The sequence below is a fragment of the Spirosoma sp. KCTC 42546 genome, from assembly GCF_006965485.1.
Classification (GTDB): domain Bacteria; phylum Bacteroidota; class Bacteroidia; order Cytophagales; family Spirosomataceae; genus Spirosoma.
Map to the genome: position 1 here is coordinate 5,647,453 of NZ_CP041360.1, position 26,606 is coordinate 5,674,058.

Annotated in this window: 21 protein-coding genes and 1 pseudogene; 10 read left to right on the forward strand and 12 right to left on the reverse strand. The window is 47.5% G+C overall.

The window, feature by feature from the left end; all coding sequences use genetic code 11:
* Positions 1 to 5: 5 nt before the first annotated feature.
* The 8 genes and pseudogenes from EXU85_RS23275 to EXU85_RS23315 form a co-directional block, all read right to left on the reverse strand.
* Positions 6 to 734 carry a universal stress protein gene (locus tag EXU85_RS23275; protein WP_142774383.1) on the reverse strand — a complete coding sequence of 243 codons (729 nt, stop codon included), beginning with the start codon at positions 732 to 734 and terminating at the stop codon, positions 6 to 8.
* Between the two features lie 105 nt (positions 735 to 839).
* Positions 840 to 1,799 (reverse strand): SPFH domain-containing protein, encoded by a 960-nt coding sequence (locus EXU85_RS23280; protein WP_142774384.1) that lies wholly within the window; start codon positions 1,797 to 1,799, stop codon positions 840 to 842.
* A 177-nt stretch (positions 1,800 to 1,976) separates the two neighbouring features.
* A complete protein-coding gene (locus EXU85_RS23285; protein ID WP_142774385.1) occupies positions 1,977 to 3,152 on the reverse strand; it encodes an MFS transporter in 1,176 nt (391 codons plus the stop codon).
* Positions 3,153 to 3,409: 257 nt separating this feature from the next.
* Positions 3,410 to 5,170: a serine hydrolase gene (locus tag EXU85_RS23290; RefSeq protein ID WP_142774386.1), complete on the reverse strand. Its 1,761-nt coding sequence runs from the start codon at positions 5,168 to 5,170 to the stop codon at positions 3,410 to 3,412.
* Positions 5,171 to 5,478: 308 nt separating this feature from the next.
* Positions 5,479 to 5,820 (reverse strand): XisI protein, encoded by a 342-nt coding sequence (locus EXU85_RS23295; protein WP_142774387.1) that lies wholly within the window; start codon positions 5,818 to 5,820, stop codon positions 5,479 to 5,481.
* Positions 5,805 to 6,220 (reverse strand): annotated as a pseudogene (locus EXU85_RS36230) (element excision factor XisH family protein). The gene EXU85_RS23295 and the pseudogene EXU85_RS36230 overlap by 16 nt, the downstream one beginning before the upstream one ends.
* Position 6,221: 1 nt before the next feature.
* A complete protein-coding gene (polA, locus tag EXU85_RS23310) occupies positions 6,222 to 9,278 on the reverse strand; it encodes a DNA polymerase I (RefSeq protein WP_142774389.1) in 3,057 nt (1,018 codons plus the stop codon).
* Positions 9,279 to 9,509: 231 nt separating this feature from the next.
* A complete protein-coding gene (locus tag EXU85_RS23315; RefSeq protein ID WP_142774390.1) occupies positions 9,510 to 10,511 on the reverse strand; it encodes a fasciclin domain-containing protein in 1,002 nt (333 codons plus the stop codon).
* A gap of 276 nt (positions 10,512 to 10,787) precedes the next feature.
* Between EXU85_RS23315 and EXU85_RS23320 the strand changes: the two genes are divergently transcribed.
* Positions 10,788 to 11,303, forward strand: coding sequence for an acyl-CoA thioesterase (locus tag EXU85_RS23320; protein ID WP_142774391.1), 516 nt, complete (start codon positions 10,788 to 10,790; stop codon positions 11,301 to 11,303).
* A 117-nt stretch (positions 11,304 to 11,420) separates the two neighbouring features.
* On the opposite strand, the gene EXU85_RS23325 is transcribed toward EXU85_RS23320, so the two are convergent.
* The 3 genes from EXU85_RS23325 to EXU85_RS23335 form a co-directional block, all read right to left on the reverse strand.
* Positions 11,421 to 11,891, reverse strand: a complete 471-nt coding sequence (locus EXU85_RS23325; RefSeq protein ID WP_142774392.1) for a nuclear transport factor 2 family protein — start codon at positions 11,889 to 11,891, stop codon at positions 11,421 to 11,423.
* Between the two features lie 5 nt (positions 11,892 to 11,896).
* A complete protein-coding gene (locus EXU85_RS23330; RefSeq protein WP_142774393.1) occupies positions 11,897 to 12,763 on the reverse strand; it encodes a hypothetical protein in 867 nt (288 codons plus the stop codon).
* A gap of 224 nt (positions 12,764 to 12,987) precedes the next feature.
* Entirely contained in the window at positions 12,988 to 13,479 is a 492-nt protein-coding gene (locus EXU85_RS23335) for a hypothetical protein (protein ID WP_142774394.1), read from the reverse strand.
* A 428-nt stretch (positions 13,480 to 13,907) separates the two neighbouring features.
* Between EXU85_RS23335 and EXU85_RS23340 the strand changes: the two genes are divergently transcribed.
* The 8 genes from EXU85_RS23340 to dnaE all read left to right on the forward strand — a co-directional run bounded on the left by EXU85_RS23340 (position 13,908) and on the right by dnaE (position 24,007).
* Positions 13,908 to 15,551: a TldD/PmbA family protein gene (locus EXU85_RS23340; protein WP_142774395.1), complete on the forward strand. Its 1,644-nt coding sequence runs from the start codon at positions 13,908 to 13,910 to the stop codon at positions 15,549 to 15,551.
* A 97-nt stretch (positions 15,552 to 15,648) separates the two neighbouring features.
* Positions 15,649 to 16,989: a TldD/PmbA family protein gene (locus EXU85_RS23345; RefSeq protein ID WP_142774396.1), complete on the forward strand. Its 1,341-nt coding sequence runs from the start codon at positions 15,649 to 15,651 to the stop codon at positions 16,987 to 16,989.
* A 164-nt stretch (positions 16,990 to 17,153) separates the two neighbouring features.
* The gene (locus EXU85_RS23350) at positions 17,154 to 18,446 is read left to right on the forward strand and encodes an FAD-binding oxidoreductase (protein WP_142774397.1); all 1,293 of its coding nucleotides are present in this window, start codon (positions 17,154 to 17,156) and stop codon (positions 18,444 to 18,446) included.
* 94 nt (positions 18,447 to 18,540) lie between these two features.
* Complete coding sequence (locus EXU85_RS23355) at positions 18,541 to 18,978, forward strand: hypothetical protein (RefSeq protein ID WP_142774398.1); 438 nt, start codon at positions 18,541 to 18,543, stop codon at positions 18,976 to 18,978.
* A gap of 14 nt (positions 18,979 to 18,992) precedes the next feature.
* Positions 18,993 to 19,841 carry a uracil-DNA glycosylase family protein gene (locus EXU85_RS23360; RefSeq protein WP_142774399.1) on the forward strand — a complete coding sequence of 283 codons (849 nt, stop codon included), beginning with the start codon at positions 18,993 to 18,995 and terminating at the stop codon, positions 19,839 to 19,841.
* Complete coding sequence (locus EXU85_RS35470) at positions 19,838 to 19,981, forward strand: hypothetical protein (RefSeq protein WP_168207713.1); 144 nt, start codon at positions 19,838 to 19,840, stop codon at positions 19,979 to 19,981. Before EXU85_RS23360 ends, EXU85_RS35470 begins: the two co-directional genes overlap by 4 nt.
* A 67-nt stretch (positions 19,982 to 20,048) precedes the next feature.
* Positions 20,049 to 20,219 (forward strand): hypothetical protein, encoded by a 171-nt coding sequence (locus EXU85_RS23365; protein WP_210422401.1) that lies wholly within the window; start codon positions 20,049 to 20,051, stop codon positions 20,217 to 20,219.
* 152 nt (positions 20,220 to 20,371) lie between these two features.
* The gene (dnaE, locus tag EXU85_RS23370) at positions 20,372 to 24,007 is read left to right on the forward strand and encodes a DNA polymerase III subunit alpha (protein ID WP_142774400.1); all 3,636 of its coding nucleotides are present in this window, start codon (positions 20,372 to 20,374) and stop codon (positions 24,005 to 24,007) included.
* Positions 24,008 to 24,462: 455 nt separating this feature from the next.
* On the opposite strand, the gene EXU85_RS23375 is transcribed toward dnaE, so the two are convergent.
* Complete coding sequence (locus EXU85_RS23375) at positions 24,463 to 26,190, reverse strand: GMC oxidoreductase (RefSeq protein ID WP_142774401.1); 1,728 nt, start codon at positions 26,188 to 26,190, stop codon at positions 24,463 to 24,465.
* Between the two features lie 162 nt (positions 26,191 to 26,352).
* Between EXU85_RS23375 and EXU85_RS36235 the strand changes: the two genes are divergently transcribed.
* Entirely contained in the window at positions 26,353 to 26,592 is a 240-nt protein-coding gene (locus EXU85_RS36235; RefSeq protein ID WP_210422402.1) for an alkaline phosphatase family protein, read from the forward strand.
* Positions 26,593 to 26,606 lie beyond the last annotated feature (14 nt).

Sequence of the window (26,606 nt, forward strand, 5' to 3'; positions counted from 1 at the left end):
GTACACTACTTTTTCTCGTGATAAACCAGCACCGGTACTTCTGATTTTTCAATCAATTTGGCCACGTGATTGGGGTGGAATAAACTATCCAGAAACCCAGATGCAGGGTATAATTGCATCACAATCAGGTCAGCATGGGCATCCTCCAGTTTATCTTCGGTCAGAATGAGCAGTTGGGCGTCAAATGCCTCTACCAGTGAATCTGTCTGAAAAGACACCTGAGCCTGCGTTGTTTCGGGCTGCATGGCATAGGCAATTGTATGTACCTGAGCCGGACGAATGGCATGTCCTTCGGGCGTGGTGGGTACAATCAGCACCGGGCACTGAGCGCTATCGGCCACATCGGTTACCGCACTCCCCGCCAGTCGGTCAAAAAACGTGCTTAGGTCACTTCGTCCCATTATAATCAAGTCAGACGAACGTTCGCGGGCGGCATCCAGGATACTGTCATCAACAAAGCCAATGCGCCAGTCAACCTCAACAGATAGCCCTTCAGCTTGTAGTTCATCGGCCAGTTTGCCCAATCGCTGGCGGCTAATATCTTCAAGTTCCTGAGATGCGATAAAACCCATTCCTGGATCGCCAAGAGTAGGAAACGTAGTATCGGCAACCATGGGTTGAAAAACGTGCAGTAACGTAACGGTAGCACCCGTTTTGTGCGCAAAGAGCCGCACCCAATCCAAAGCGGCAGTTGTATTGGACGAAAAATCGGTAGGGAATAGTAGGGTTGTCATAAAATGTTTACGGTTTTCAGTACATGGTTTATGCCGGGCTATCGCTACGGTAGCAGATGCATACCTATAAACCATGTACTGAAAACCGTAAACGGCTAACTATGTTCAGCGTTTTCCGGGGGTAGATGTCGGTATTATACCGGAATCACCACCTCGCTTCATGTTTTCAACGGCTAATAGCTGGTTCATTGTTTTTTGCATACCCTCGGTGGAACCGTCTAAGAAAATGACATTACCCTTCCCGTTTTCGGCAAAATGCTTGATGGCTTCGGTCCAGATCGAGAACAAAATCAACGAAGCATCCAGGTTCGCTTCATTCATTACTTTGGCTGACTCGGCCATACCCTTAGCAACTTCTTCCCGAAACAAAGCCACACCCTGACCGCGTAATTGCGAAGCCGTTTTTTCTGCTTCGGCAGAAATCTGGATAGCATTCCCTTCGGCCTGAGCCGCTTTGGTCTTGGTAATCAGTAAGGCCTGTCCTTCGTTTTCGGCAGCTGCTTTCAGGTTTGAGGAAGCCACAACCTGCGCCATTGACCGCATAATGACTTCGTCGAAGGCGATATCGTTTAACTGGAGGTCGGTGAGGTGATACCCCCAACTTTCGAGCAGGACATCAAGTTGAGATTTTACGTGTTCGATGATTTCGGAACGCAGTGCCAGAATTTCTGACTGGCGTTTGGTAGCCACAAAACTCCGGATCGAGCCTTCAATGGTCCGAATGAGCGCCTGCATAAATGAGGCTTCGTCAATGAACTTGAAGGCTACGTTTTTAATCGTCTCTTCAGCCTGATTAAGGACCGAATAAACCAGCATGGCCTTGAAATTCACATTGGCCTGATCGGCAGTGATGGCCTGAAACGCCAGCTCCACGGATCGATTCTGAATAGAAATACGTCGGTAAATGAACTCAATAAAGGGGATTTTAAAGTTCAGGCCCGGCGTCATAACTCGGGAGTATTTACCAAAAACGGTGATAACGGCCACGGTGCCCTGCTGCACAATGACCACAGAAAGGTAGATGATAATGATTGCCAGTACGAAAAATATGCCTAGAAAGCTCATGTATAGAAAAGGTTAAAAAACAAAAAACGGATTCCGCGTATAAGGTACGGAATCCGCTGGAAGGCTAACGAGAATTTTGTTTAATCGGTATTGTCCTTACAAGTATGTAGTGCTATATTCTGTGGATTCTTTCGATTTTATAGAAGACCGAGAATCCTCTAGTACGCTTATACCAGTTTAATGTCCGGTTGATAACTCGTAATTGACAACCTCTTTCTGCCGATAATACATCATCATGGCCATGATAAAACCAGTAAATGCCAGCATTGCACCAACTAATTCTGGGGATGAATAGCCTAAGCCAGCCGCAATGGGTAATCCGCCCAGGTAAGCCCCCAGCGCATTACCGATGTTAAAACCAGCCTGACTTACTGATGACGCCAGCATTTCGGAACCATTGGCAGCCCGAATCATCAAAATCTGGATTGGCGCGCCCAGGGAGAAAGCAATAGCGCCCGTAATAAATGTCATGCCCAGCAGTGGTATCTGAAAGGGCGAGACATAATAGACTATGACCAGACTAATAGACATCAACAATAAAAATAGAGCGGTAGCCTTTATCGGCGAGATAAGATCCGCAGTGCGCCCCGAAATCAAATTACCAACGGCCATGCCTAAACCGGCCAGTACCAGAATCCAGGTAAGTTGATTGCTGCTAAAGTGTGCGACTTCTGTGAGTAATGGAGCGATATAGCTGAACCAGGCAAATAACCCGCCGGTACCAATGGCCGTAATGCCTAAAATGAGCCAGGGCTCTATGTGCGTAAACAGCTTCAGGTCTTTACGCAGATTAGATTCACCCACTACCGGCATAACCGGTAGCAGTTTCTGAATACAAGCCATCGTGATCAGGCCCACGGCGGCAATGATCACAAACGTGATGCGCCAGCTCATGGTATGCCCAATATAGGTACCTAACGGAACCCCAATGATGTTGGCAACGGTCAGCCCGGCAAACATCATAGAAATAGCCTGCGCTTCTTTTCCCTTACCCGCTAATCGACTGGCTACTACGGCTCCTACCCCAAAAAATGCACCATGCGGCAGGCCCGATAGCAAGCGGGTTAGCAACATGATTTCATAATTCGGAGCAAACGACGAGAGTACATTACAAAAAGTAAACAAGGCCATCAGGCCCAACAGAATTTTCTTGGGAGGATAATTTCCGGCAATGCCCACCAGCAGTGGAGCACCCAGTACAACACCCAGCGCATAGGCCGAAATAAGGTGACCAGCAGCCGGAATCGAGATGGTTAATGAGTTTGCAATATCAGGCAGAATGCCCATCATGACGAACTCCGTCATGCCAATTCCAAAGCCTCCGATGGCGAGAGGCAACAATGCTTTTTTCATTTGCAGCTTTTTATTTTCTGACAGCCCGCGAGTGTATCCAACTTGGAAAACTCACAATAAACCTCACGAAACGAGGCCTATTTTAACGGAAAAATAGAAAAAGTGCAAAATTGTTCCCCATTCTGAGAATGTTCTAATTTATTAGTTAGTCGATGCAATTAAGGATAATTTTTACCGTAACGGTCGCAAGAGGTAGGCGCAAAGAACGCAATAAGTAGTTGCATTGTGCCTACCTCTTGCGACCGTTACGGTAAAAATTATTTAACTCGTTTGCCCGGCATATCGCGTCCATTCTGATGGAGAATTAGTTGCGTTACTTCGCCTTTATCGTTCGTGTCAAACGTTACCTGAGCTTCAACAACTTTGAGGTAAAATTTCGTTTTCGACTCGGCAAAAAGCTCAAATTTAGACTGCCCGGTGGCTTGTCCGAAGAGTTTATCACCATCTCGTGTGATTACGATCGAGAAGGAAGGAGCCAGCTCATAGTTACCTACATACGACTCTAACGTTTGTGCATCGACAGTAACGGCCGTTTCTTTGGGTGCTTCTACTTTTTCGCCTAATTCCTTCAGTTTGTCGAACCCGTTGGTATTACGCGGGTTGAGTTCGACTGATTTTTTGTAATCCTGAATAGCAGCCGCTTTATCACCCGCTTTCATGTATGCTTCGCCCCGGCTATCATAGACATTGTACGATTTTGGGAACGCGTCAACGTTGAACGTAAATACAGCTATTGACTCAGGTAATTTTCCACTACCCATGAGTTCATACCCCAGATTATTTAAGTCGTTCTCATTGATGCCATAGGTTTTATCGGTCTTCCACGCGCTAAATTTTCCCTGTGTTTTGGCCAAAGGTTCTGACAGGATTGACTGCCGAAGCAAATCTGTAATCGGCTTTTTAGGCGCTTCAACGGGTTGATTGTAAAGAATATTAAGGATATTTTTACGGATGCCACTAAGTGGGGCACCACCTGTGTTATTCAATAACACCACTAGCTGTTTATCCTGAGGCAGTCGACTAATCAGGGTATTGAAGCCATTTATGCCTCCCCCATGTTCAATCAATAACAAGCTGTCTTTCCGTTCGCCAACCTTGGTTTTACCAACTATCCATCCGTAGGCATAGCCAAACCCCTCTTCATAACTTCCCAGGAATGGCGTAAACATTGACGCTTTCAACGATGCCGACAAAAGCTTATCGGTATACAATACCTGATCCCAGCGATATAAATCCTCTACTGTTGAATACATTGACCCAGCCGCATACGGAATTGACATATCTAGATAGGGCGCATTAACGTACGTCCCTCTTTCTTTTTCGTAGCCTGCAGCCCGTTTGGGTAGTATCGGGCTGAATAAATCGTAACCTGTATCGTTTAGCTGTGCGGGTATAAGAATCGTTTCTTTTAGGAGGTCAGCATAGGATTTCCCAGTCACCTTTTCTACAATAACGCCTAACAGAAAGTAGCCGGAATTGCTATAATTAAACTTCGTTCCTGGTTCAAAATCCAGAGGCAGGTTGGAAAATTCTTTCGTAAATACTGTTGGTGTATAAGGGTTACGAGCCAGTGTCTCGAAAAATCGTGGTACATTGGTATAATTTGGAATACCCGATGTGTGCGTGAGCAGGTGATGAACGGTGATTTTATCGCCGGTTGCTTTGGGGTAATCGGGCAAATAATCTGTGATTTTTCCGTTCAGTTTCAGCTTCCCTTTTTCAACCAGTTGCATTATAAGCATGGCAGTAAACTGCTTGGTAATGGAGCCCAGCCTGAATTTGGTATCAGGTGTATTAGGAATGTTCCACTCCATATTGGCCATGCCGTAGCCTTTCTTAAAAATCACCTTGCCATGCTCAGCCACCAGCACAGTTCCGTTGAACTGCCGATTGGCCACATATTGCTGAACAAGCGCGTCAATTTTAGCGGCTTTGTCCTGAGCGAACGTCGCAGAAACGGCCAGCAGAACGGCTATAATGGCCAGATAGAATCGATTACGTATAGGTGTATTGTTCATGGGAGACGATGGAAATGGAATGATTTGTCAAGATTACCCATTTCTGACTTTCGCCATCGAAAAAAGTTAGTAGTCGGTTGAGGGTGGGGATAGATGGTTGATTACAAATAAAAACGTCTTACCTAAGTGGTAAGACGAAAAAGCAAATCACACAAAATCATAATAGATTAGTTACTACTTGTATGACCCGATGGGGTCATACAGAGTTGCCTTAATTTTTTCAACTGCTTAAATTCTTAGTGCGCCAGCAACCAATTCTCTCCCGTACCGATGCCGGTTCCATCTTAACGCCCATGGGAATGGCGTTTCTAAGCTACAGCAAACCCGGAGTAAGAGCGCATGAATTCTGGCAAGAAGCCAATGACAATATCTAATGCGGGGATACCCCGTTCAATCAAATCATCGGTTACTAATATGTCGGTATTATTGACCAGTAGCCAAACTTTACCTGTCGGTTTGATCTGAAAATGGAAGACAACGTTGTACTCGAAGACATCTTTACGCCAGCCTGTTCGTATTACTTGATAATGATGATGAGTTTCATCAGCAATTAGCTCATATTCAGAACTTCGCCCACCGTTCATCCGCGTAACAAATTCATCAAGCCATTGAGTAACGATTGCCGAATAGGTTGTTATTTTAGTATCCATGTCTCCACCATTTTGGTCTGTGTATCAAAGATAATCAGATTGATTTTGAATTTATCGACGATTAATTGAGTTGCTTCGTCTACAAAAAACTTATCGTAAATATTTCTAGCTACTGCCAGATACAAAGTTCTGTCCGGCTCTTGTATTTCCATAAACGTTTGATAGTTCAGATATTGGCCAAGCACGGCATGAAACTCGTAAGCGAATGATGGTAAAATAAAGCTTTTTACTTCAACAGCAATTTTTTGAGCCCTTTCTCAGCAGCAACCAACTGTTCAGCACCTAAGTCCACCTCATAGCTTCGTCCTTTAACTCGAATTGGATACGGATCGTGTGTAATTGTCCAGCCGTCGTTCAGAAGTACTTCTCGCACAATAGGATGAAAAATATCTCTTGCCATATCAGTGCGCCAGCAACCAATTCTCTCCCGTGCCGATGCCAGTTTCCATCTTAACGCCCATAGGAATGGCGTTCCGCATGATCTCGTCGACACGTACACGGAGGAGGTCAATTTCGTCACGGTGGGCGTCGAAGACCAGTTCATCGTGGACGGTGAGGATCATTTTCGACTTCAATTTCTCCTGCTGCATGAACTCGTGAATCCGAATCATGGCAATCTTGAGCATGTCGGCGGCACTGCCCTGGATGGGGGCATTCACGGCGTTACGTTCGGCAAACATCCGGTCGGTCTGGTTGCGGGAGTTGATGTCGCGCAGGTATCGGCGACGGCCCAGAATGGTTTCAGCATAACCAAAGCCGCGTGCTTTCTCAATGCATTGGTCGATGTAGTCTTTTACCGCCGGGAAACCCGCAAAATACTCCTCGATAATCTGAGCCGCTTCTTTGCGCGGAATCTTTAAGCGTTGTGATAACCCAAACGACGAAATACCATAGATAATCCCGAAATTGATGGTTTTGGCCTTCCGGCGCATGTCGCTTGTTACTTCATCCAGACCAACGTGAAAGACTTTGCTGGCGGTTTGGGTGTGAATATCGACCCCATTATTAAAGGCTTCCAGCATCGTTTGATCACCACTAAAGGCCGCCATAATACGCAACTCAATTTGCGAATAGTCGGCCGACATGATCAGAAATTCGGGCCCACGGGGTACAAACGCTTTTCGAATTTCCTGCCCACGCGGGGTTCGAATCGGGATATTTTGCAGGTTAGGATTGACCGACGACAAACGTCCGGTAGCAGCAACCGCCTGGTTAAACGATGTATGAATCCGGCCCGTTCGCTTGCTAATCAGCAAGGGGAGCACATCCACGTAGGTGTTTTTGAGTTTGATCAACTCACGGTAGTCCAGAATCTTCCGGGCAATCTCGTGCTCGGCTTCCATCTTCGACAGAATCTCCTCGCCTGTAGCGTACTGGCCTGTTTTGGTCTTTTTAGCGTTCTTGTCAAGCTTCAGTTTATCAAACAACACCTCGCCCAGTTGCTTTGGTGATCCAATATTGAAGGGCTCGCCTGCAATGTCAAAAATCTCCTGTTGCACCTGTCGCATATCCACTTCAAGTGTAGCCGACAATTCTGCCAATGCATTGGTATCGATCTTGATGCCTTCCAGTTCGAGGTCGGTCAATACCTGCACGAGTGGCATTTCTACCTGATCGAACAGTTTGTACAGACTGTCCTTTTCGAGTCTTGGGGCAAAGGTTTCCTTGAGTTGAAGTGTTATATCGGCATCTTCAGCCGCGTAGTCGACAACTTTCTGAATATCCACATCGCGCATGGTCAGCTGGCCTTTTCCTTTCTTCCCAATCAATGCTTCAATCTCAACCGGACTGTAGTTCAGGTAGGTCATGGCCATCATGTCCATATTATGGCGCATTTCCGGCTCAATCAGGTAATGGGCAATCATGGTATCGAAGAGCTTACCCTGTACTTCTACCCCATACTTTTTCAGCATGAGCAGGTCGTATTTCAGATTCTGCCCAATCTTACCGATACTGGCGTTTTCAAAAACGGGTTTAAACTGATCCACAATAGCCTGTGCCTCCTCCCGCTCAGACGGTACTGGAACGTAAAACGCTTCGCCTTTTCGATACGCGAATGACAAGCCAACCAGATCGGCTTCTACAGGGTCAATAGCCGTGGTTTCGGAATCAAAGCAAATGCTTTCCTGAAGTCCCAGGTAATGCACCAGACTGGCCCGTAATTGGGGCGTATCGACCAATCGGTAGTCGTGCTTAACCGATAAGATCGTTTTCCGGCGTTCGGGCTGGACTGGGTCTATTTCGTAATCAGGGTAAACATCCAGGTAAGCGGGGGCTTCTGCCCCTGTGGAGTCATCTGTCGTGATTGTATCCGTTACCTGTCCGGGAGTCGCTTCAGAAGCCGATGCAGTCGGGACACTAACCGGCGTTTTCTTCGATTTTGATGCTGTCTTTGCTGGAGTTGCTGGTGTTTTTTCTGAACCAAAATCAAACGGTAAATCATCGGCTCCCGATGGATTAACCGCTCCCATATTCGGGAAGGGCATGAAGGCTGGCGAGTTGCCACCGGGAGAATCGAACAGGTTCATTTGGGCCGTAGCTGGTGCTTTAAACGCAGCGGGCAAGGGCTTTTCGTCAAAATCGCCGAGTAATCGGGTTTTCATCTGCCGAAATTCCAGTTCATCCAACAGCGCGGCCAATCGGGGTTTGTCGTATTCGGTATGCCGAAGGTGTTCTTCGTCGAAGGGTACGGGTACGTCCAGATGAATGGTTGCCAGTTGTTTCGAGAGCAAGCCCTGTTGCGCAAAATTGACCACATTTTCCTTGAGCTTTCCTTTGAGTTCATCGGCGCGGGCAATCAGGTTTTCGACCGAACCAAAATCCGTGATGAGCTTTTGGGCCGTTTTTTCACCAATGCCCGGAATACCCGGAATGTTATCGACCGAATCGCCCATAAGGCCCAGCATATCCGTTACCTGATCGATCCGTTCAATTTGCCAGCGATCCAGCACTTCATTCACGCCCAGCTTTTCGGCGGGTTTGCCCATAAAGGCGGGCTTATAAATATGAATATGCTCTTCCACCAATTGACCGTAATCTTTATCGGGTGTCATCATATACACCTCAAAATCAGCCAGGGCCGCTTTCTTGGCAATTGTCCCAATAATGTCATCGGCCTCGTAGCCGTCCAGAATCAGCATCGGAATGTGCATGGCTTCTACAATCTGTTTGATGTAGGGCATGGCCACGCTGATATCTTCGGGTTGCGATTGCCGGTTGGCCTTATACATCGGAAATTGCTCGTGCCGAAAAGTCTTCTTAGCCGAGTCGAACGCAACGCCGATGTGGGTAGGTTTTTCCTTCGTCAGAACCTCGATCATGGCATTCATGAAGCCAAAAACGGCCGACGTATTAACCCCTCGCGACGAGATACGGGGTGCTTTGCTGAAGGCAAAATGAGCGCGGTAAATAAGGGCCAGCGCATCTAACAGAAACAGTTTTTTTTGTGGTTTAGCCATTCGAAACGATCACAGATCAAGGCTCAAAGGTCGAAAGTCTTACGGACAATCACGCAGTTTTGGCCCGACAAATTGCGAAGAAGTATAGGAGAAATTACCTATCAATACAACAGGATTATGAGCCGTTTGATTCCTATGAAATAGGTAAACGCAAAGGCAGCGCAATGGTCGCAAAGGAATAATCTTACCTTTAACTGCGACCATTGCGCTGCCTTTGCGTTTACGATAAGCTTACGGTATCAATAGTCGGTCAATAATATGAACCACGCCATTGGTTGCCGAAATATCGGCCCCAATAATGTTCGAGGCAGTATTGGCATTACCTTTCCCGGTAACGGTTAGGGCCGTGGTACTGATGCCAGCGGTTAGGGTTCCGCCCTGTAGAGTGGTTAAGCTCGATCCGTTGGTAATCAGCGGTGTATACGTACGGCTATCCAGGACATGATAACTTAAAATATTGGCCAATATGCCCACGGGGGCTTTGGCAATCATAGCAGAGTCATACCCAACAGCCTTAAATGCCGCATCTGTCGGAGCAAAAACTGTTATTGGGCCTGGTCCCGTTAGTATTGCGCCAACACCCGCTTTTGTTACGGCCGCCTGTAGCAGTTTAAACGAGACAGTAGGAAACAGAAGCGAACTATTTTGGAGCGTGGTAACCACGTTGCCTAATACAGGCGGTATCAATATCCGGTCAATGGCATAAATAACGCCATTACTGGCCTGTCCATCAGCCTGCAATACATGGGCACCATTGATTGATAACTTCGTAGAGGAAGATGTAGTGGAGGTTCCCGATAAAACTTTAGAAGTATAGAGAACAGCCGTAGGAATTAATGTCTGTTGAGCTGTATTGACCGCAACAGGTATAGATGACGATTCCAGACGGGTTCCGAGCACATGGTATTGTAAAACGGCTTTCAATGTTTCGACAGGGGCCGCATTAACCGTAGCGACATCACCATACCCAAACAGTTTAAAGGCATCGTCTGTGGGCGCAAATACGGTGTACGTACCCGGCTGGCTGAGCGTACCATCTAATCCAGTCCGCACCAGTGCTGCCTTGAGGAGCGTAAACTTACTTCCGGTGTTGATAAGCTCCGTAATTGTTGACAGCTTTGGTGTGGTATCCTCCTGTTCTTTACAGGAAGAAAATGAAATGATCAGAGCCGTTAATAACGTGAGTAGCAGACTCCAGCTACGTCCAGTAGACGCGTAGTGATGGATGGACATAATGATCGGGATTAGTGAAGAAAGTTGTACGATACTTCCTGTTGCACAACAGACATTTAGTTGATTTGTTCACCCGACATAAGCAATAGTTGGGCAATTTATACGGCTAGTGTACCATTTTACGGCTACTTTTCGTATCAGCTAAAGACCGCTGTGCCAAGTCGTTTGAATGAAGTACCAAGGTTCGGTGACTTAATAGGTAATTCCATATAAATCTTCTTCCCCCATTTGTCGGTTTCGGTTTTCGGTGGTTGGTTTGTAGAATATATCTAACAAATGCCTCAACCCAAATACGCCCGCGAGTCCATGACGGTGATGACCGAAATGGTACTACCTAACGATACGAACACACTGAATAATTTGATGGGAGGGCGACTGCTGCACTTCATGGATATAGCGGCTGCCATTGCCGCCCAGAAACACTCGAATCGTATTGTGGTAACGGCCTCAGTCGATAATGTGTCCTTTTCCGAACCCATCCGGCTGGGCAACATCGTAACCATGAAAGCACAGGTGACCCGGGCGTTCAGTTCGTCGATGGAAGTCTTTATTGAAGTGTGGGCGGAAGATATTCCAGCTGGCATTCGGGTCAGCACCAACAGTGCATTTTACACCTTCGTGGCCGTTGACCAGAGTGGGCGGCCCATTGAAGTGCCAGCGGTCATTCCTGAAACCGACGAAGAAAAAGACCGTTACGCCAGCGCCCTCCGCCGGCGGCAGTTGCGCCTGGTACTGGCCGGTCGCATGAACCCACAGGATGCTCAAGAGTTGCGGGAATTTTTGAAAGTATAAAGGAAAAGAGGGAGGAAGGAGGAGAGGGATGAGGGGGAGGAAAGGGAAAAACAATCAGTCCTTACCTTTTCCCTTTCCTCCCCCTCGTCCCTCTCCTCCCCTTCCTCCTTCTCCGCCCTACTTCGTCAATTTGAGTGACTGCCAGGCCACCATCTGCCATTGACCGGCATTTTTGACATAGACCGATAGGTAACGCAAGTGGTTGTTCAGTGGTTCGCCGTTACTGATCGCTTTCAACAGACACATGCCATTGACGGTTGCTGTAGTCCCGTACAACCGCACTTTCTGTTCTTCAATATCGATGGAAGTGTACTTTGTTTTTCCATCCCGGATAGACTGGACATACGACTGTTTCGTGTCGGTATTACCATTCGAATGTGCATAGATCAAGTCGTTGGCGAGCACCTGATCCAGTACGGGAAGATCGGCGTTTATTTGCGCCAGGAATCGTTTTTTTTCGGTCTCGATAACTGCTTTTTCGTCAGCCGATGTGGCTGCAACTGAAGCTGAAGCCGAAGGGGACACAGGCGCTTGCGCGCGAACAAATTGGAGGGATAAGAATAGACCAAAGGTCAGAAGGAATTTCATCAGATTTAGTAGGAATAGGTGGTTATAGTTGCTACGATTGGTTTATCCTGACCAGGGTATTGCGAATACTCAACTTGTTTGATTAGGCGATCCTGGGCATCATACGTATTCTGATAGGTAGAAGTATAAGCGTTTGCCTGATCCTGAGTACCGTATTGGGTCGTTCGCTTCACAACGGCATTCCGGCTTGTTTCACCAAGAAATGTAAAATAAGCTGGGGGTGCATTGTGATCCATATCGTAATCAAAAGACGTACTATTGTCTAACTTACCTGTCCTGTTACTATACTCATCAATTTTGGTTATGTTTTTCTTATCAATCGTGGTCATCTGCCGATTAGCTCCCCTGACTACTTGTTTCAGAATACCCTCCGGAGAATACTGTCTTAACGTATCGAGCGTAGCCGGTACAGGCGTACCCGTATCAGTATAGCTTCGTTTCGTATAGGCAAGCACCCGGACCTGGGCGCTATCGAGCGTAAATGAATACGTTCTTGTTCCGCCATCTGTAGTTTGTGTCTCGGTCATTCGGCCATTGGCATAGCTATAACTGTATTGATCTTTGCGCGAATGTAACCCATTATCAGAAGCACTGGTCTGAACCAGGACCTGTTTAATTAGTCGATTCTGCGCATCGTACTGAAACGAGTACTCATCGGTGCCAATAAAACTGTAAATCTGCCCATTTACGGTATCCTTGCCCACGTAATTCTTACTTTCCAGGGTCGATGTGTATTTCACTGTCATTCGGCTTACACGCTCAATGGGCACAGCTTGTCGTACGGAAGCAGCGTCAAAAAAAGGGTCTACATCCGGTGTATTGCAATTGTATAAACCAACGCAGGCAATTAGTATTAGTGTTAAACGGCTCATAATTCACAACGTTTAGCAGGTTACGTCATTTATCTGGGATCGGATCTAATTATATAAAGCACCGTCAGCCAATTTTGTTTACTAAACGGTAAATACATCAACATACAGTCCAAAGATTATCAGACGCCCTTGCCGATAAGGATATAAAAAAACCGGCCTATTGGCCGGTTAAAACAACTGTTTTCATAAAAACCGGACGTTATCGGAAACCGGCGTTACAAAACTCATTTCTTGGTTCCACTAATGGATTCGTACCGGCTAATGCGCCCTCCCTGTACCGTTTCGGTGGTTGTTGAGATAGCAATCTGGTTATTTTCAAAAACGCCCGTCGCTGTGAAATCACCGGTAAACGTCTTATTCAACACCGACATCTGATCCTGATTACGATCAATTACAGTGAATGTCTTGCCTGATTCGTCCAATTGAGCCGTTACTTTTAACGCTTGTGGCCGGGGCATGGTTGCGTCGATATAAAATTCTCTAGGATTCGACCCTTTGGAAATGACAATAGTTGCCGTTCCTGACTCTGGTGCACTTTCAACGCCACCTACCGTAAATGAGGTTTGAAAACCGCCCGTATAGGTGCCAACGTACTGATCGCGAGGGTCAACAGCATCCGCCCCGCCAGATTTTTTACAAGATGCCGTAAGCAGGCCAATTGCCAATAACGTAAAAAGCGCATTCCGGAAAGACCGAACGGCGTAAGAAGTTGCCATGGTTTGGTGTAAATGGGTTATGTCCATATGTTGTCTATCAAACGTCGTGCCGGGTTTGTGAAGTATAAACCCGGGCGAAAAGTGCAAATTTACGTAGGTTTACGGCTTATCGACGCTGGTATCTCAATCTTACGAACTCAGGTACGGGATAAGTTATTCGATACCGAGATGTGGAAGAACGGGAAATGGCCGAGTCTCGGGCGTATTTCTTGAGCCGGTGAAGTAACTGCCAACTTTTATTTTACCATAAAAAGAACTAATAGAATTTAAACTACAAACTTACTAGTTATAACAGAACTATATTTGGCTTAACTAAAGAATTGCATATCTTCCTGCTTCGTTATGGCTTGGTTCTGCTCGCTGTAACAGATTGGTTCTGAAAAATGAATCAGGTTAATCGATACATGTTCTAAACGCAGGAAAAGCTCTTGAATCGACGAGATTTTATGCAGGTAGCGGGCTTAGGCACCGGTACACTGATGCTATCGCAACTCTCCGTTTTCGGACGTCCGGTCTCCGAAGAAGCCTTGCTGATGCCGGGTCTGGACGTAGCTATAAAGAAACGACTGGCCGATGCTGCGCTGAATGCCGCTAAATCCAAAGGAGCTTCCTATGCCGATGTACGTATTGGCCGCTACCTGAATCAGTTCGTTATTACCCGAGAAGACAAGGTGCAGAACATCACCAATACTGAATCGTACGGTGTAGGGATTCGTGTGATTGCCGATGGGTGCTGGGGATTTGCTGCCGTTGGTGATGCCAAAACCGAAGCCGAGTTAGCCAAAGCAGCCGAAAAGGCGGTGGCAATGGCCAAAGCAAACGCCTTGCTATTGTCTGACGAGCCCGTTCAACTGGCACCACAAAAAGGCTTTGGCGAGATAAGCTGGAAAACGCCTATTCAGAAAAACGCTTTCGAAATACCCATTAAAGAAAAAGTGGACTTGCTGATGGCCGTCAATGGAGCCGCCACGAAAAATGGAGCCAACTTCGTGAACTCCCAGTTGTTTCTGGTCAACGAACAGAAATACTTCGCATCCACCGATGGCTCCTACATCGATCAGGATATTCACCGTTTATGGCCCAGCTTCACCGTTACAGCCATTGACCCAAAAACGGGTAAATTTGAGACCCGGGATGCCCTGAGTGCGCCCATGGGCATGGGTTACGAATACCTACAGGTTAACCCAGCGGATAAAATTACGGGCATCACTACCCGCTATAACAAGGGCTACGATATGCTCGAAGATGTGGTAGAGGCTGCCAAACAGGCAAAGCAAAAACTCGCGGCCAAATCAGTCGAAGCGGGCAAATACGATCTGGTACTCGACCCATCGCACACCTGGCTGACCATCCACGAATCGGTTGGGCACCCGCTGGAACTGGATCGGGTGCTGGGCTATGAAGCCAACTTTGCCGGAACCTCCTTTGCGACTATCGATAAGTGGAAAAGCAAAGGATTCAATTACGGCAGCAATCAGGTCACCCTCTTTGCCGACAAAACCCAAACAGGTTCGTTAGGTGCTGTTGGGTACGATGATGAGGGCGTTCAAACCAAGCGCTGGAATCTGGTTAAAGATGGAATTCTGGTCAACTATCAGGCCATCCGCGACCAGGTTCACATGTTGGGCGAAACCGAATCGCAGGGTTGCTGTTATGCCGACAGTTGGGGCTCGGTTCAATTCCAGCGCATGGCCAATGTATCGCTGGCAGCAGGCAAAACTCCGCTTTCGGTCGATGAACTGATCAAAGATGTAAAGAAAGGAATTTATATTATTGGGGATAGCTCCTACTCCATTGATCAGCAGCGATATAATTTCCAGTTCAGTGGGCAGCTTGCCTACGAAATCAAAGATGGTCAGATCGTGGGTATGCTGAAAGATGTAGCCTATCAATCCAATACGCAGGAATTCTGGAACTCCTGCGTAAAGGTATGCGACGAGCGCGACTACCGATTAGGCGGATCGTTTTTTGACGGGAAAGGGCAACCGATCCAAATCAACTCCGTCTCGCACGGCAGTGCAACGGCTCGCTTCAATGGTGTCAACGTGATCAATACAGGTCGGAAAATATAGTGGAGTGGGTGTAGTAGTTAAGTGAGTGGAGTGAGGACTGATTCCACACACTCCACTTACTTAACCACTACACCCACTCCACAAATCAACCAAACACATGGCAATCATCCTAACCGAATCAGACGCAAAGGCGCTCTTACAGAAGGTGCTGCGCTACTCCAAAGCCGACGAGTGCGAAGTGAATTTGCAGGGGGAAGAGTGGAGTAACATCCGGTATGCGCTCAATAAAGTGACCACCTGCGGGTCGAAAACGTATAAAACGATTTCTGTTCAATCGGCCTTTGGTAAGAAAGTGGGCGTTGCCACTGTCGACGAATTTGACGATGCCTCGTTGGAAAAGGCGGTTCGTCGGTCGGAAGAGGTAGCTCAGTTAGCGCCTGAAAATCCTGAATACATTGGTTTACTAGGCCCTCAGCAATACCTTCCGGCAAGCGGATTTTTCGATTCAACAGCGAACATGTCGGCGGTTGATCGGGCTAAAGCGGTGGCTCAAAGTATTCAAATTGCTAAGTCGCAAAAGCAAACCGTTGCGGGTTATCTGGAAGACCGGGTTGGCTATTCGGCCATGATGAATAGCAAAGGCTTGTTTGCGTACTACCCTAGTACAAGAGTTAATTTTAGCGCCACCATCCGTACCGAAAACGGAACTGGTTCTGGCTATGCCACGCAGGGGGTGAGCGATTTTCCGAAGTTAAATACAGCATCGGCCACACAAATTGCCTTGCAAAAAGCGCTGGGTTCTGTAGGCGCGCGCGCCATCGAGCCGGGCAAATACACCGTTATTCTGGAGCCACTGGCGGCTGCCGTATTACTTGAGCATCTGTTCCGCAGTCTGGATGCGCGCAGTGCCGATGAAGGACGCTCGTTTTTGAGCAAACCCGGCGGTAAAACGAAACTCGGCGAGCAAATTATGGACGAGCGGGTAACGATCTACTCCGATCCAACTAATCCGGAACTTCCGGCATCCCCCTGGTCGGCCGATGGACGGGCGCAGGAAAAGCTCAACTGGATTGAAAAGGGCGTCGTCAAAAACCTAGCCTATTCCCGTTATTGGGCACAGAAAAAAGGCGTTAAAGCCGTACCATCCCCAAACAACGTCATGATGGTAGGCGGAACTGCTTCGCTGGATGACCTGATCAAAAGCACGCAACGCGGCATTCTGGTTACCAAATTCTGGTACATCCGCTCCGTCGATCCGCAATCACTGTTGGTGACCGGCTTAACCCGGGATGGAACGTTTTACATCGAAAACGGCAAAATAAAGCATCCCGTCAAGAATTTCCGATTCAACGAAAGTCCGGTTATCATGCTCAATAATCTGGAAACCCTGGGTAAAGTAGAGCGGGTGGTCAGCAGTGAGGGCTCCTTTAGTAACTACCTCATTCCAGCCATGAAAATCCGGGAATTTACATTCACGAGTTTGTCGGATGCGGTATAGGTGATTTATCGTAGATGCAACTGTTCAGAGCACAGAGAAAATCTTCGGACACTGCGAGAAGCAGCGCCTTAAGTAATCGTACAAAAGTAGATTAACCACAGAGGCACAGACAACTCTGTGTTCTCTGTGCCTCTGTGGTTAAAGATTCTTTCATTTAGCCAGCCATGGTAATAAAATCAACCACTGAAGATAAAAAAGTAAGAATTAACCGACGCCAACTATTAAAACTCAGCGTTCAGGGTGCGGTAGCCAGTGCATTAGGAGCCACTACAGTCCCCGCACAGGCTAGTGTTCCCAACTTCGTCAAAGAGTCCGCTAAAAACGGCAGGATCGTCGTTGTCGGTGCGGGTGCGTTTGGCGGCTGGACGGCTTTGCATCTGTTGCGTAAGGGCTATAAAGTAACCCTTGTTGATCAATTTGGCCCTGGCAACAATCAATCAAGTTCGGGTGGAGAAACACGACTGATTCGGGCCTATTATGCCGATCCTATTTATACGGACATGGCAATTCGCGCGCTAGCTATCTGGAAGGAGAATGAGGCACGGATGGGTCAAAAACTACTTCATCAGAATGGATTACTACTTTTTAACTATCCGTCCAGTAAGGCCGAATCCGAAGCGGCTGTCTCCATCTACAAAAAGGCGGGACTACCCCTCGAGAAAGTAAGTCTGGACGAGGCCGTTAAGCGGTGGCCTCAAATTGGGCTGGACGGACTGGATCATGTCATGTACGATCCAACGGCCGGGTACCTGGATGCGCGCAAAGGCTGTCAGGCCGTTCGCGATTTGTTTGTAAAAGAAGGTGGCACGTTTCTGCAACAGCAGGTGAAACAGGAAGCCATTAAAGGTGGTAAAGCAACCTCTATTACCCTTGCCAATGGCACTGTACTGGAAGCCGATCAGTTCCTGTTCGCCTGTGGCCCGTGGGTGACACGACTTTTCCCGGAACTCACGAAGAAGCTCATTGTGACCCGAGCCCTGGTTTTCTTCTTTGCCAGTCCAGCGGGTCAATCCGATTTTATGGAGAATAAACTGCCTACCTGGATGGATCGGGACATGGCGGGCCCGTTCCGCTCGTTCGGTGTGCCGGGGAGTGATTTTCGTGGATTTAAACTCGGATTAACGCCACCAGACAACAACGTAACGGATCGATTTGATACGTATAATCGCTTTGTAAAACCCGAAGAATTTGAGTTGGCGTTAGGCGTCATTAAACGTCGGTTCCCTAAAATGGTGGGTCAGCCACTGATCGAACAGCGTGTTTGTCAGGTTACGATGACACCCGATTCTGATTTTATTCTGGACACCCATCCCGAAGCCGATAATCTTTGGGTCATGGGGGGCGATTCGGGTCATGGCTATAAACAAGGAGCCTCCTTTGGCGAGATAGCGGCCAACACAATAGCGGGTGAGCAGGATAAGATCAAACAGTTTGCACTCACACGCTTGCTTGGTTAATTTTAGTATTTTTTAGTGAAAAAATTTAACCATTTTAAACACATTTATACCTCCCCATAAGTTACTAAGAGAACGATCAATCCTCAACGCAACTATGGAAACGACCCGATTCACAGTCATTGTTCTCATCCTTCTTGTTCTGTTCGTTAGCTGCCAATCGAAAAACGACCCTCAACAAATCGGCTGTCAGCCACCGGCTACACTAATTGCCAAAGGTCCCTGCGAAAGCGGTTATCCGGGAGCGCAGCTTGTTGCGTCAAATTATTCAGGAGGTTCCGCTACGCAGTTCATTTACAGTATTTTTGTTCAGAAAGATACCCTTTCAAGCGACCTTGCCAAAAGCTCCTATGCCAATGCCTCGAACGAGCAAATCATCATCTCCGAAGCTATTCTGAAAGACGCTCCTAAGTTTGTGGTTCTGGTATCAATCAACTGTGGAACGGGTAAAGACTACTTCTCCAGGTATTTTTCATTTGTGAAACGGCCAACTGCCAATCCGGGTTGTTACGTGTGGGCCTTACAGAACCAATAGATTTAAAACTTCAGATGAATCAGGATTCATTGGTAAGGTTACGCAAACTAAATTTTGACGAGTTGATTCATATAGACACCGATGATGTCGCGAACTATACGTATGAGACCTATGCATCTAATCAGGAGCATAAGATTAAAGCCGATGGAATCGGTGGCTGCAACAAATGTGAAACCAGCAACTGTGTAACGAGTCAATCTCACTCGTTGAGGTTTATGTCACATGGGGCACATACTATCGATTATTTTAGTGGTAGCCAAACTGATTTTACTGGCTGGTCTGATGCGCCAATCCTTTTTATTTTAGAAAGCCCAGGGAGTGACGGTAAGATTTATGCTGATGCGAATAAGTTTTCTAAAATGCCAACAAAACAGTGGTACTGGGTGCACGATAATAAGCGCTTTATTGATGTAAGCTTGGAAATGAATACTAAACGTAAAAAATATGGTGAGTTCTTCGTCAGTATCATGAATCACTTCAAGCTAAGTAACGTCTACGTGACAAACCTTGTAAAATGTGGTTTGGCTGTTGGCAAAAAAAACGAATATAATATTTACAAGTATGATGAGTCTGTTGTTGCAAATTGTTTTAAAGAGTACCTAGACAAAGAATTAGAGATCATCAAGCCTCAAGCCGTCTTCGCTTTTGGAGGGCGAGTTTATAATGCTTTCAGAAATAAATATGGCAAAGACTACCCAGCAGACGAAAAGTTGTTTTGTATGCCCCATCCAAGCCCTCGTTTTATGTCTCAGGTGGGCTATCGAAAGCAAGCGCTGACGCATCTGCTCATTGGTCTATCCAAATCAGAAATTATTACTGATGTTGAAAAAGAAAATCATTTTCGACTATTGAATTTACAATGACCACCTCCCCAAACCTCTCCCCCACTGCCTTCTGGGACATAGACATGCAGTCGCTGGACTATGAAACCAACGCCCGATTCGTCATTGAAAAAGTAATGAACTATGGTTTGTGGGCTGATATACTGGAAATTTTGCGTTAGCGGTTGAGGAGCGAAGAAAGATTTTTGGGACATAGCTGAGTTACTAAACCATTTTTCACTTCGACAAATGCTCCGGTTCTTTACTACTAAATACAGCAATAGTGATCCCAGCTATGTAGGGCGCTCATTAACCTATTTTGACGATGCCGAATTACAAACGGACCCTGTAACGTTGAATTGTATTACCTGGCCCGACGTGAAACAGCGCGTTATAGAAGCTGTCAAGGAATTGGTATAACTAATCTGGCAGCCCTTTCATCCTCAGACAATTACCCAAAAGCTTTCAAAAAACCCCAGTTCTCCCCTATCAGTATCCCCCCTAATTTCCCTATTTTTACAGAGAATGAAATCCTGTAACTCAGTGAAATCATAAAAATCCCGGTTCAGACAATGCAATTCTCACACCTCCACTGCCACACACAATACTCGCTGCTCGATGGTCAGGCCGATATTAAGAAGCTGATTAAGAAGGCTAAAGCCGATAATATGCCCGCCGTTGCCATTACGGATCACGGCAATATGTTCGGCGTGTTTGAATTCGTGGCCGAAGCCAGCAAGCAAGGCATCAAACCCATTGTTGGTTGCGAGTTCTATGTAGTGGAAGATCATACCAAGAAACAATTCACCAAGGAGCAAAAGGACATTCGGTATCACCAGCTTTTATTAGCCAAGAATGCACAGGGCTACAAAAACCTGGCGAAACTGTGCTCACTGGGCTACATGGAGGGATTATACGGCAAGTACCCCCGTGTTACTAAAGAACTCATTGATAAATATAAAGAGGGCCTGATAGCCTCTACCTGCTGCATTGGCGCATCGGTTCCAAAAACCATTCTCAAAAAAGGCGAAGAAGCGGGTGAAATTGAATTCAAGTGGTGGCTCGACCGCTTCGGCGAGGATTACTACGTTGAGCTACAGCGCCATGAAATTCCCGATCAGATCAAAGCCAATGAGGTTTTAATCAAGTTTGCCCGAAAATATAACGTCAAGATCATTGCGTCCAACGATTCGCACTATGTCGATCAGGACGACTGGGTAGCGCACGATATCCTGCTGTGCGTGAACACCAACGAAAAGCAAAGTACGCCGTCGATGAAGGACTTTAGCGACGACGATGTGATGCCGAAAAACACCCGCTTTGCCTTCTTCAGCGACCAGTTCTATTTCAAGAACACGCAGGAGATGACGACGCTGTTCCACGACCTTCCTGAAGCCATCGACAATACCAATGAGATTGTGGGCAAGGTCGAGACCCTAAAGCTGAAGCGCGATATCATGCTGCCGAACTTCCCCATTCCTCAGGAATTCCAGCAGCATACCGATGACGTTCTGAATCAGTGGGAATACCTGCGTCACCTCACGTATACGGGGGCCAAAGAACGTTACGTAGATATTCTGCCGCACATTCAGGAGCGCCTTGATTTTGAACTGTTTACCATCAAAACGATGGGTTTTGCCGGGTACTTCCTGATCGTGGCCGACTTCATTAAAGCTGGGCGCGATCTGGGTGTGATGATCGGCCCCGGCCGTGGATCGGCAGCGGGTAGTGCAGTGGCCTATTGTACGGGCATCACCAATATTGATCCCATTAAGTACGACCTTCTGTTCGAGCGGTTCCTGAACCCCGACCGGAAGTCGATGCCCGATATCGATACGGACTTCGACGATGAAGGCCGTCAGAAGGTGATCGATTATGTGGTGCAGAAGTACGGGAAATCGCAGGTAGCGCAGATCGTGACCTACGGTACGATGGCCTCCAAATCGTCGATCAAAGATGTAGCGCGGGTGATGGATTTACCCCTTCAGGATGCCAACGCTGTTGTGAAACTCGTGCCCGACAAGCCGACGTACAATATGACGCTCAAGCGTATCTTCGAAGATCCACTCGACGGGCCAGGCGGTTTAGCGAGCGTTATCCAGCCCGAAGAACTGGATAATGTGAAGCGAATGCGGGCGCTTGAATCGGGCGATCGGAGTGCCGCGCAGGCCATGCGAATTGTCGATTACGAAAAGGTATCGGCCGTTCTTAAACAAGCGCGTAAACTGGAAGGTACGGTTCGTAATACAGGTTTGCACGCAGCGGGAATTATCATTGCTCCCAGCGATTTGTCGGACATTGTTCCGGTATCGACCTCAAAAGATACGAACCTGATTATCACCCAGTATGAAGGGAAAGTCATTGAGGATGCGGGTGTAATCAAAATGGACTTTTTGGGGTTGCGCAACCTGACCATCATCAAGGAATGTTTGCGGCTCATCCGGCAGAATCACGGCGGGTTTTTAATTGATGGCAAGGAAACTGACATTGATGATATTCCACTAGACGACGAGGAAACCTATAAACTCTTTCAACGGGGCGAAACCAATGCCGTGTTCCAGTTTGAATCGGACGGCATGAAAAAGCACATGAAAGATCTGAAGCCTGACCGCTTTGGTGACCTCATTGCCATGAACGCCCTCTATCGTCCGGGCCCAATTGCCTACATCCCAAACTACATCAACCGGAAACACGGCCGCGAAGAGGTTAAGTACGACATGCCAGAAATGGAAGAGTACTTGGCTGATACCTACGGCATTACGGTGTACCAGGAGCAGTTGATGCTGCTGTCGCAAAAGCTGGGTAACTTCACCAAAGGCGACGCCGACGTATTGCGGAAGGCGATGGGTAAGAAGGACAAAGCCACGCTGGATAAAATGAAGGGCAAATTTATGGATGGTTGTGCCTCTAATAATTTGCCCCTGAAAGTCTGCGAGAAAGTCTGGACCGACTGGGAAGCGTTTGCTTCCTACGCGTTTAACAAATCGCACTCCACCTGCTATGCGTTCGTAGCTTACCAAACAGCTTACCTCAAAGCCCATTATCGCTCTGAGTATATGGCGGCCGTTTTAACCAGCTGCCTCGGTACAATTGATAAGATTACGTTCTTCATGGAAGAATGTAAGAATATAAATATTCCGGTATTAGGCCCGGATGTAAACGAATCGGAACGCTTTTTCGGCGTTAACCAAAAAGGTGAAATCCGCTTTGGTCTGGGTGGTATCAAAGGTGCGGGCGATGCGGCCGTGGAAGCTATCATTGAAGAACGCAAAGCAGGCGGCCCTTTCAAAGACATATTTGATTTTGCCATTCGGGTCAACCTCCGGACGGTGAACAAGAAAACCTGGGAATCGCTGGCCTATGCTGGTGCGTTCGACAGCATCGACGAATACCATCGGGCGCAGTATTTTGAGATGGCCGAGGGCGATACATCGCCGTTTCTGGATAAGATTATCCGCTACGCCAACAACTACCACGCCGAGAAAGCAGCCGCCCAACAGTCATTGTTTGGGGGCATGATGAATGGGGAACCCATGATTGCCCGCCCCAAAGCGCCAACCGTGACAGAGTGGAACCAGATCGAAAAACTGAAATTCGAGAAAGATGTGGTTGGTTTTTACATTACCGGCCACCCGCTCGATGAATTCAAACTCGAAATGGACGGATTTTGTAACTGCACACTGGCCAATATCTTCGAGACAAAACAACCCGAAATTAAGGTTGGAGGCATCGTATCTGCCGTTCAAATGCGGGTAACAAAGAGTGGAAATCCGTTCTGCATCTTCAAAATCGAAGATTACAATAGCTCATTGGAAATGGCCCTTTTTGGGGATGACTATGTCCGGCTGGTGCAATATATTGAGGTGGGTCGTTTCCTACATATCACCGGAAAAACCCAGAACAAATGGGGCTCTGAGCAACTGGAGTTCAAACCAGTAAGTATTCGACTACTGAACGATATGCGCGAAAAATTCTGCAAAGAATTACGCGTATCCTTAACCATCGATATAGTAAATGCCCAACTTATTGCCAAACTAAACGAGCTGGCAACTGCACATCCAGGCACCTGTGCGCTTTCGTTCAACGTCGTCGATCCCATCGAGCGTATTGAGATAAGTTTGCAGGCCCGAACGTTAAAAGTATCGCCCGCGAACTCATTTTTGAAAGCACTGGAAGCGATGGACGGCGTGACGTGTAAGGTGGCGTAACGTCATTTGGGAATTCTAATTCCTTCTGCTAGAGAATTAACTCCATCTGCGGTATAGTATTCGGTATAGCGGATTGACTTCTCCGAAAAAATTACATTTTCCCAAGTGATTACTCGTGGTGGGCCATAGTTAAGTGTATAGCGAATTGACGTTTTATCTGAATTAATAAAATTCCAGGTCAATGCCACAGTAATAGCGCTATGGTCACGGTACTTCCCTGTATTGTCACTATAGAATTCGATGTATTCATCGGACAAGCTAGAGGCAGACACTCCTCTTTTATAATAGTATGCTATGTTATTCTGTAGATAACGCAATTCATCTATCTTCCAGGGATTACCAGTTAGTATCTGTTCAGGAGTTTTAGGGTCCACATTTTTTTGGCAGGCGAGCAGCGTTGAAATAAATAAAATGAATGTTATCCCAAGTGATACTTTACAAAATCTCATACGTGCTTATAAGTTCTTTCTTTTTAGCTCACTAACGGCAAAATCAGCAGCTCGGGCCGTTAGGGCCATAAACGTGAGCGAAGGGTTCTGACAGGCAACCGACGCAAAAGAAGCACCATCTGTAACGAATACGTTCTTTGCCGCCCAGAGTTGGTTATTGGCGTTGAGCATCGAGGTTTTCGGATCGCGCCCCATGCGCGCCCCACCCGTTTCGTGAACGGCCCCGCCCGGTATCGAGTGATTGTTATACGTACTGATGTTCTTCAGACCGGCGGCTTCAAGCATTTCGGCGGCATCGTTCATCATATCCTTTTGCATGAGATGCTCGTTTTCGCGAAACCGTACGTCGAAATTCAACGTCGGTAATCCCCATTTGTCGAGTCGATCCCGGTTGAGGGTAACCTGGTTATCTTCGTAGGGTAAACACTCCGCGAACCCCATAATGCCCATGTTCCATGGACCGGGCTGAGTGGCTTGTTCCTTTAAATCGGCGCCAAAGTTGGACGCGCCCCCGGCCGCTTCAGCAATGAGCCGTTGCCAGCCCGACCGGGATGCACCACCCTGATAACCAAAGCCACGCAGATACTCCCGCTTATCGGTGCCGATATTTCGATAACGGGGAATGTAAATGCCATTAGCCCGGCGACCATAGTAATATTTGTCGTCGAATCCCAGCCCATCGGCCTGTGCATTAGCCCCCGCCTGAAAATGGTGGTCCATGATGTATTTGCCCAATGTACCGCTATCGTTGCCAAATCCGTTTGGGAAACGACTGGACACGGAATTGAGCAAAATAAAATTCGTGGCCATCGCCGACGCATTCAGGAAGATAATCCGGGCGTAATACTCCGTCGTTTGATGCGTCCTGGCATCAATCACCCGAACGCCCAGGGCTCGTTGGCTCTTCTCATCGTACAAAACCTCCGAGACAATACTATCGGGCCGGACGGTGAGTCGGTTGGTTTGGCGCGCGGCTGGCAACGTAGCGGATAACGTACTGAAATAGCCGCCGTACGGACAGCCCTGGGCGCATTTATTTCGGTATTGACACGGGGCTCTCCCCACGGATGTATGCACCGGGTTAGCCTTCGACAGATTTGCCGTTCGGCCTATGGTGAGTACGCGGTTCATCTTGGTTTTCAATCGCTCGCGAACATGTTGCTCCACACAATTCAACTCCATGGGCGGTAGAAATTCACCGTCGGGTAACTGCGAAAGCCCTTCTTTATTGCCCGAAATTCCCGCAAAACGCTCCACGTAACTGTACCAGGGAGCCAGGTCTTTATAGCGTATCGGCCAGTCTGTGCCGAAGCCATCACGGGCGTTGGATTCAAAATCCATCTCGCTGAACCGGTAGCTCTGCCGCCCCCACATAATTGATTTACCGCCCAGAATGTCAGGGCGATACCAGGCAAACGGGTGAATTTCCTTGTAAGGCGCGTTCCGATCGTCGAATGAAAAATCGCCGTTTTGTTCGTTGTACGGGCGGACACGAAAATCAGGTTCCTGTTTGTCCGTAGGCAAAAGGTTACGTCCCCGATGAGCAAACTCCCAGGGGTCTTTCAAAGCAGTCGTGTAACCCGTTACGTGCTGAAGATCACGGCCCCGTTCGAGCATCAGCACGCGGAGCCCTTTTTGGGTGAGTTCTTTAGCCGCCCAGCCACCACTAACGCCCGACCCCACGACAATGGCATCGAATGTATTAGTCGCCTGTGCTTTTACATTTAGGTTCATAAGGGTAAGGGGCAGGGATTGCCGGTTTCAATCCGTCGAATGAGTAGTCAGTGAAGGCCGGTTCTTCAAGCCGACTCCACAAAAAAGGCTTAATAAAGTCGATTATACCTATCTGGAAAAGCAAGGAAAATTTGAACGTAGCACACGGGCGGAATCAGACGATTGGCCTACTCTCCAGAGCAGATTCCTGTACTCAACGGCCTTGCAAAAAACTATGCCATCTCTGATGACTGGTTTAGCTCCATGCCAAGTGGTACTACAGTGAACAGAGCTTTGGTCATGTCATCTTGGGGTTTCTTTTTTCACATGGTCGTATCTACGTCCCCCGTCATCGTTACGGACGGATCCGATTGCGGTCCCCTCGCTTTGGCAGATAGATACCCCCATAGACTAAATCCCTAGTAGTGGTAGCAAGG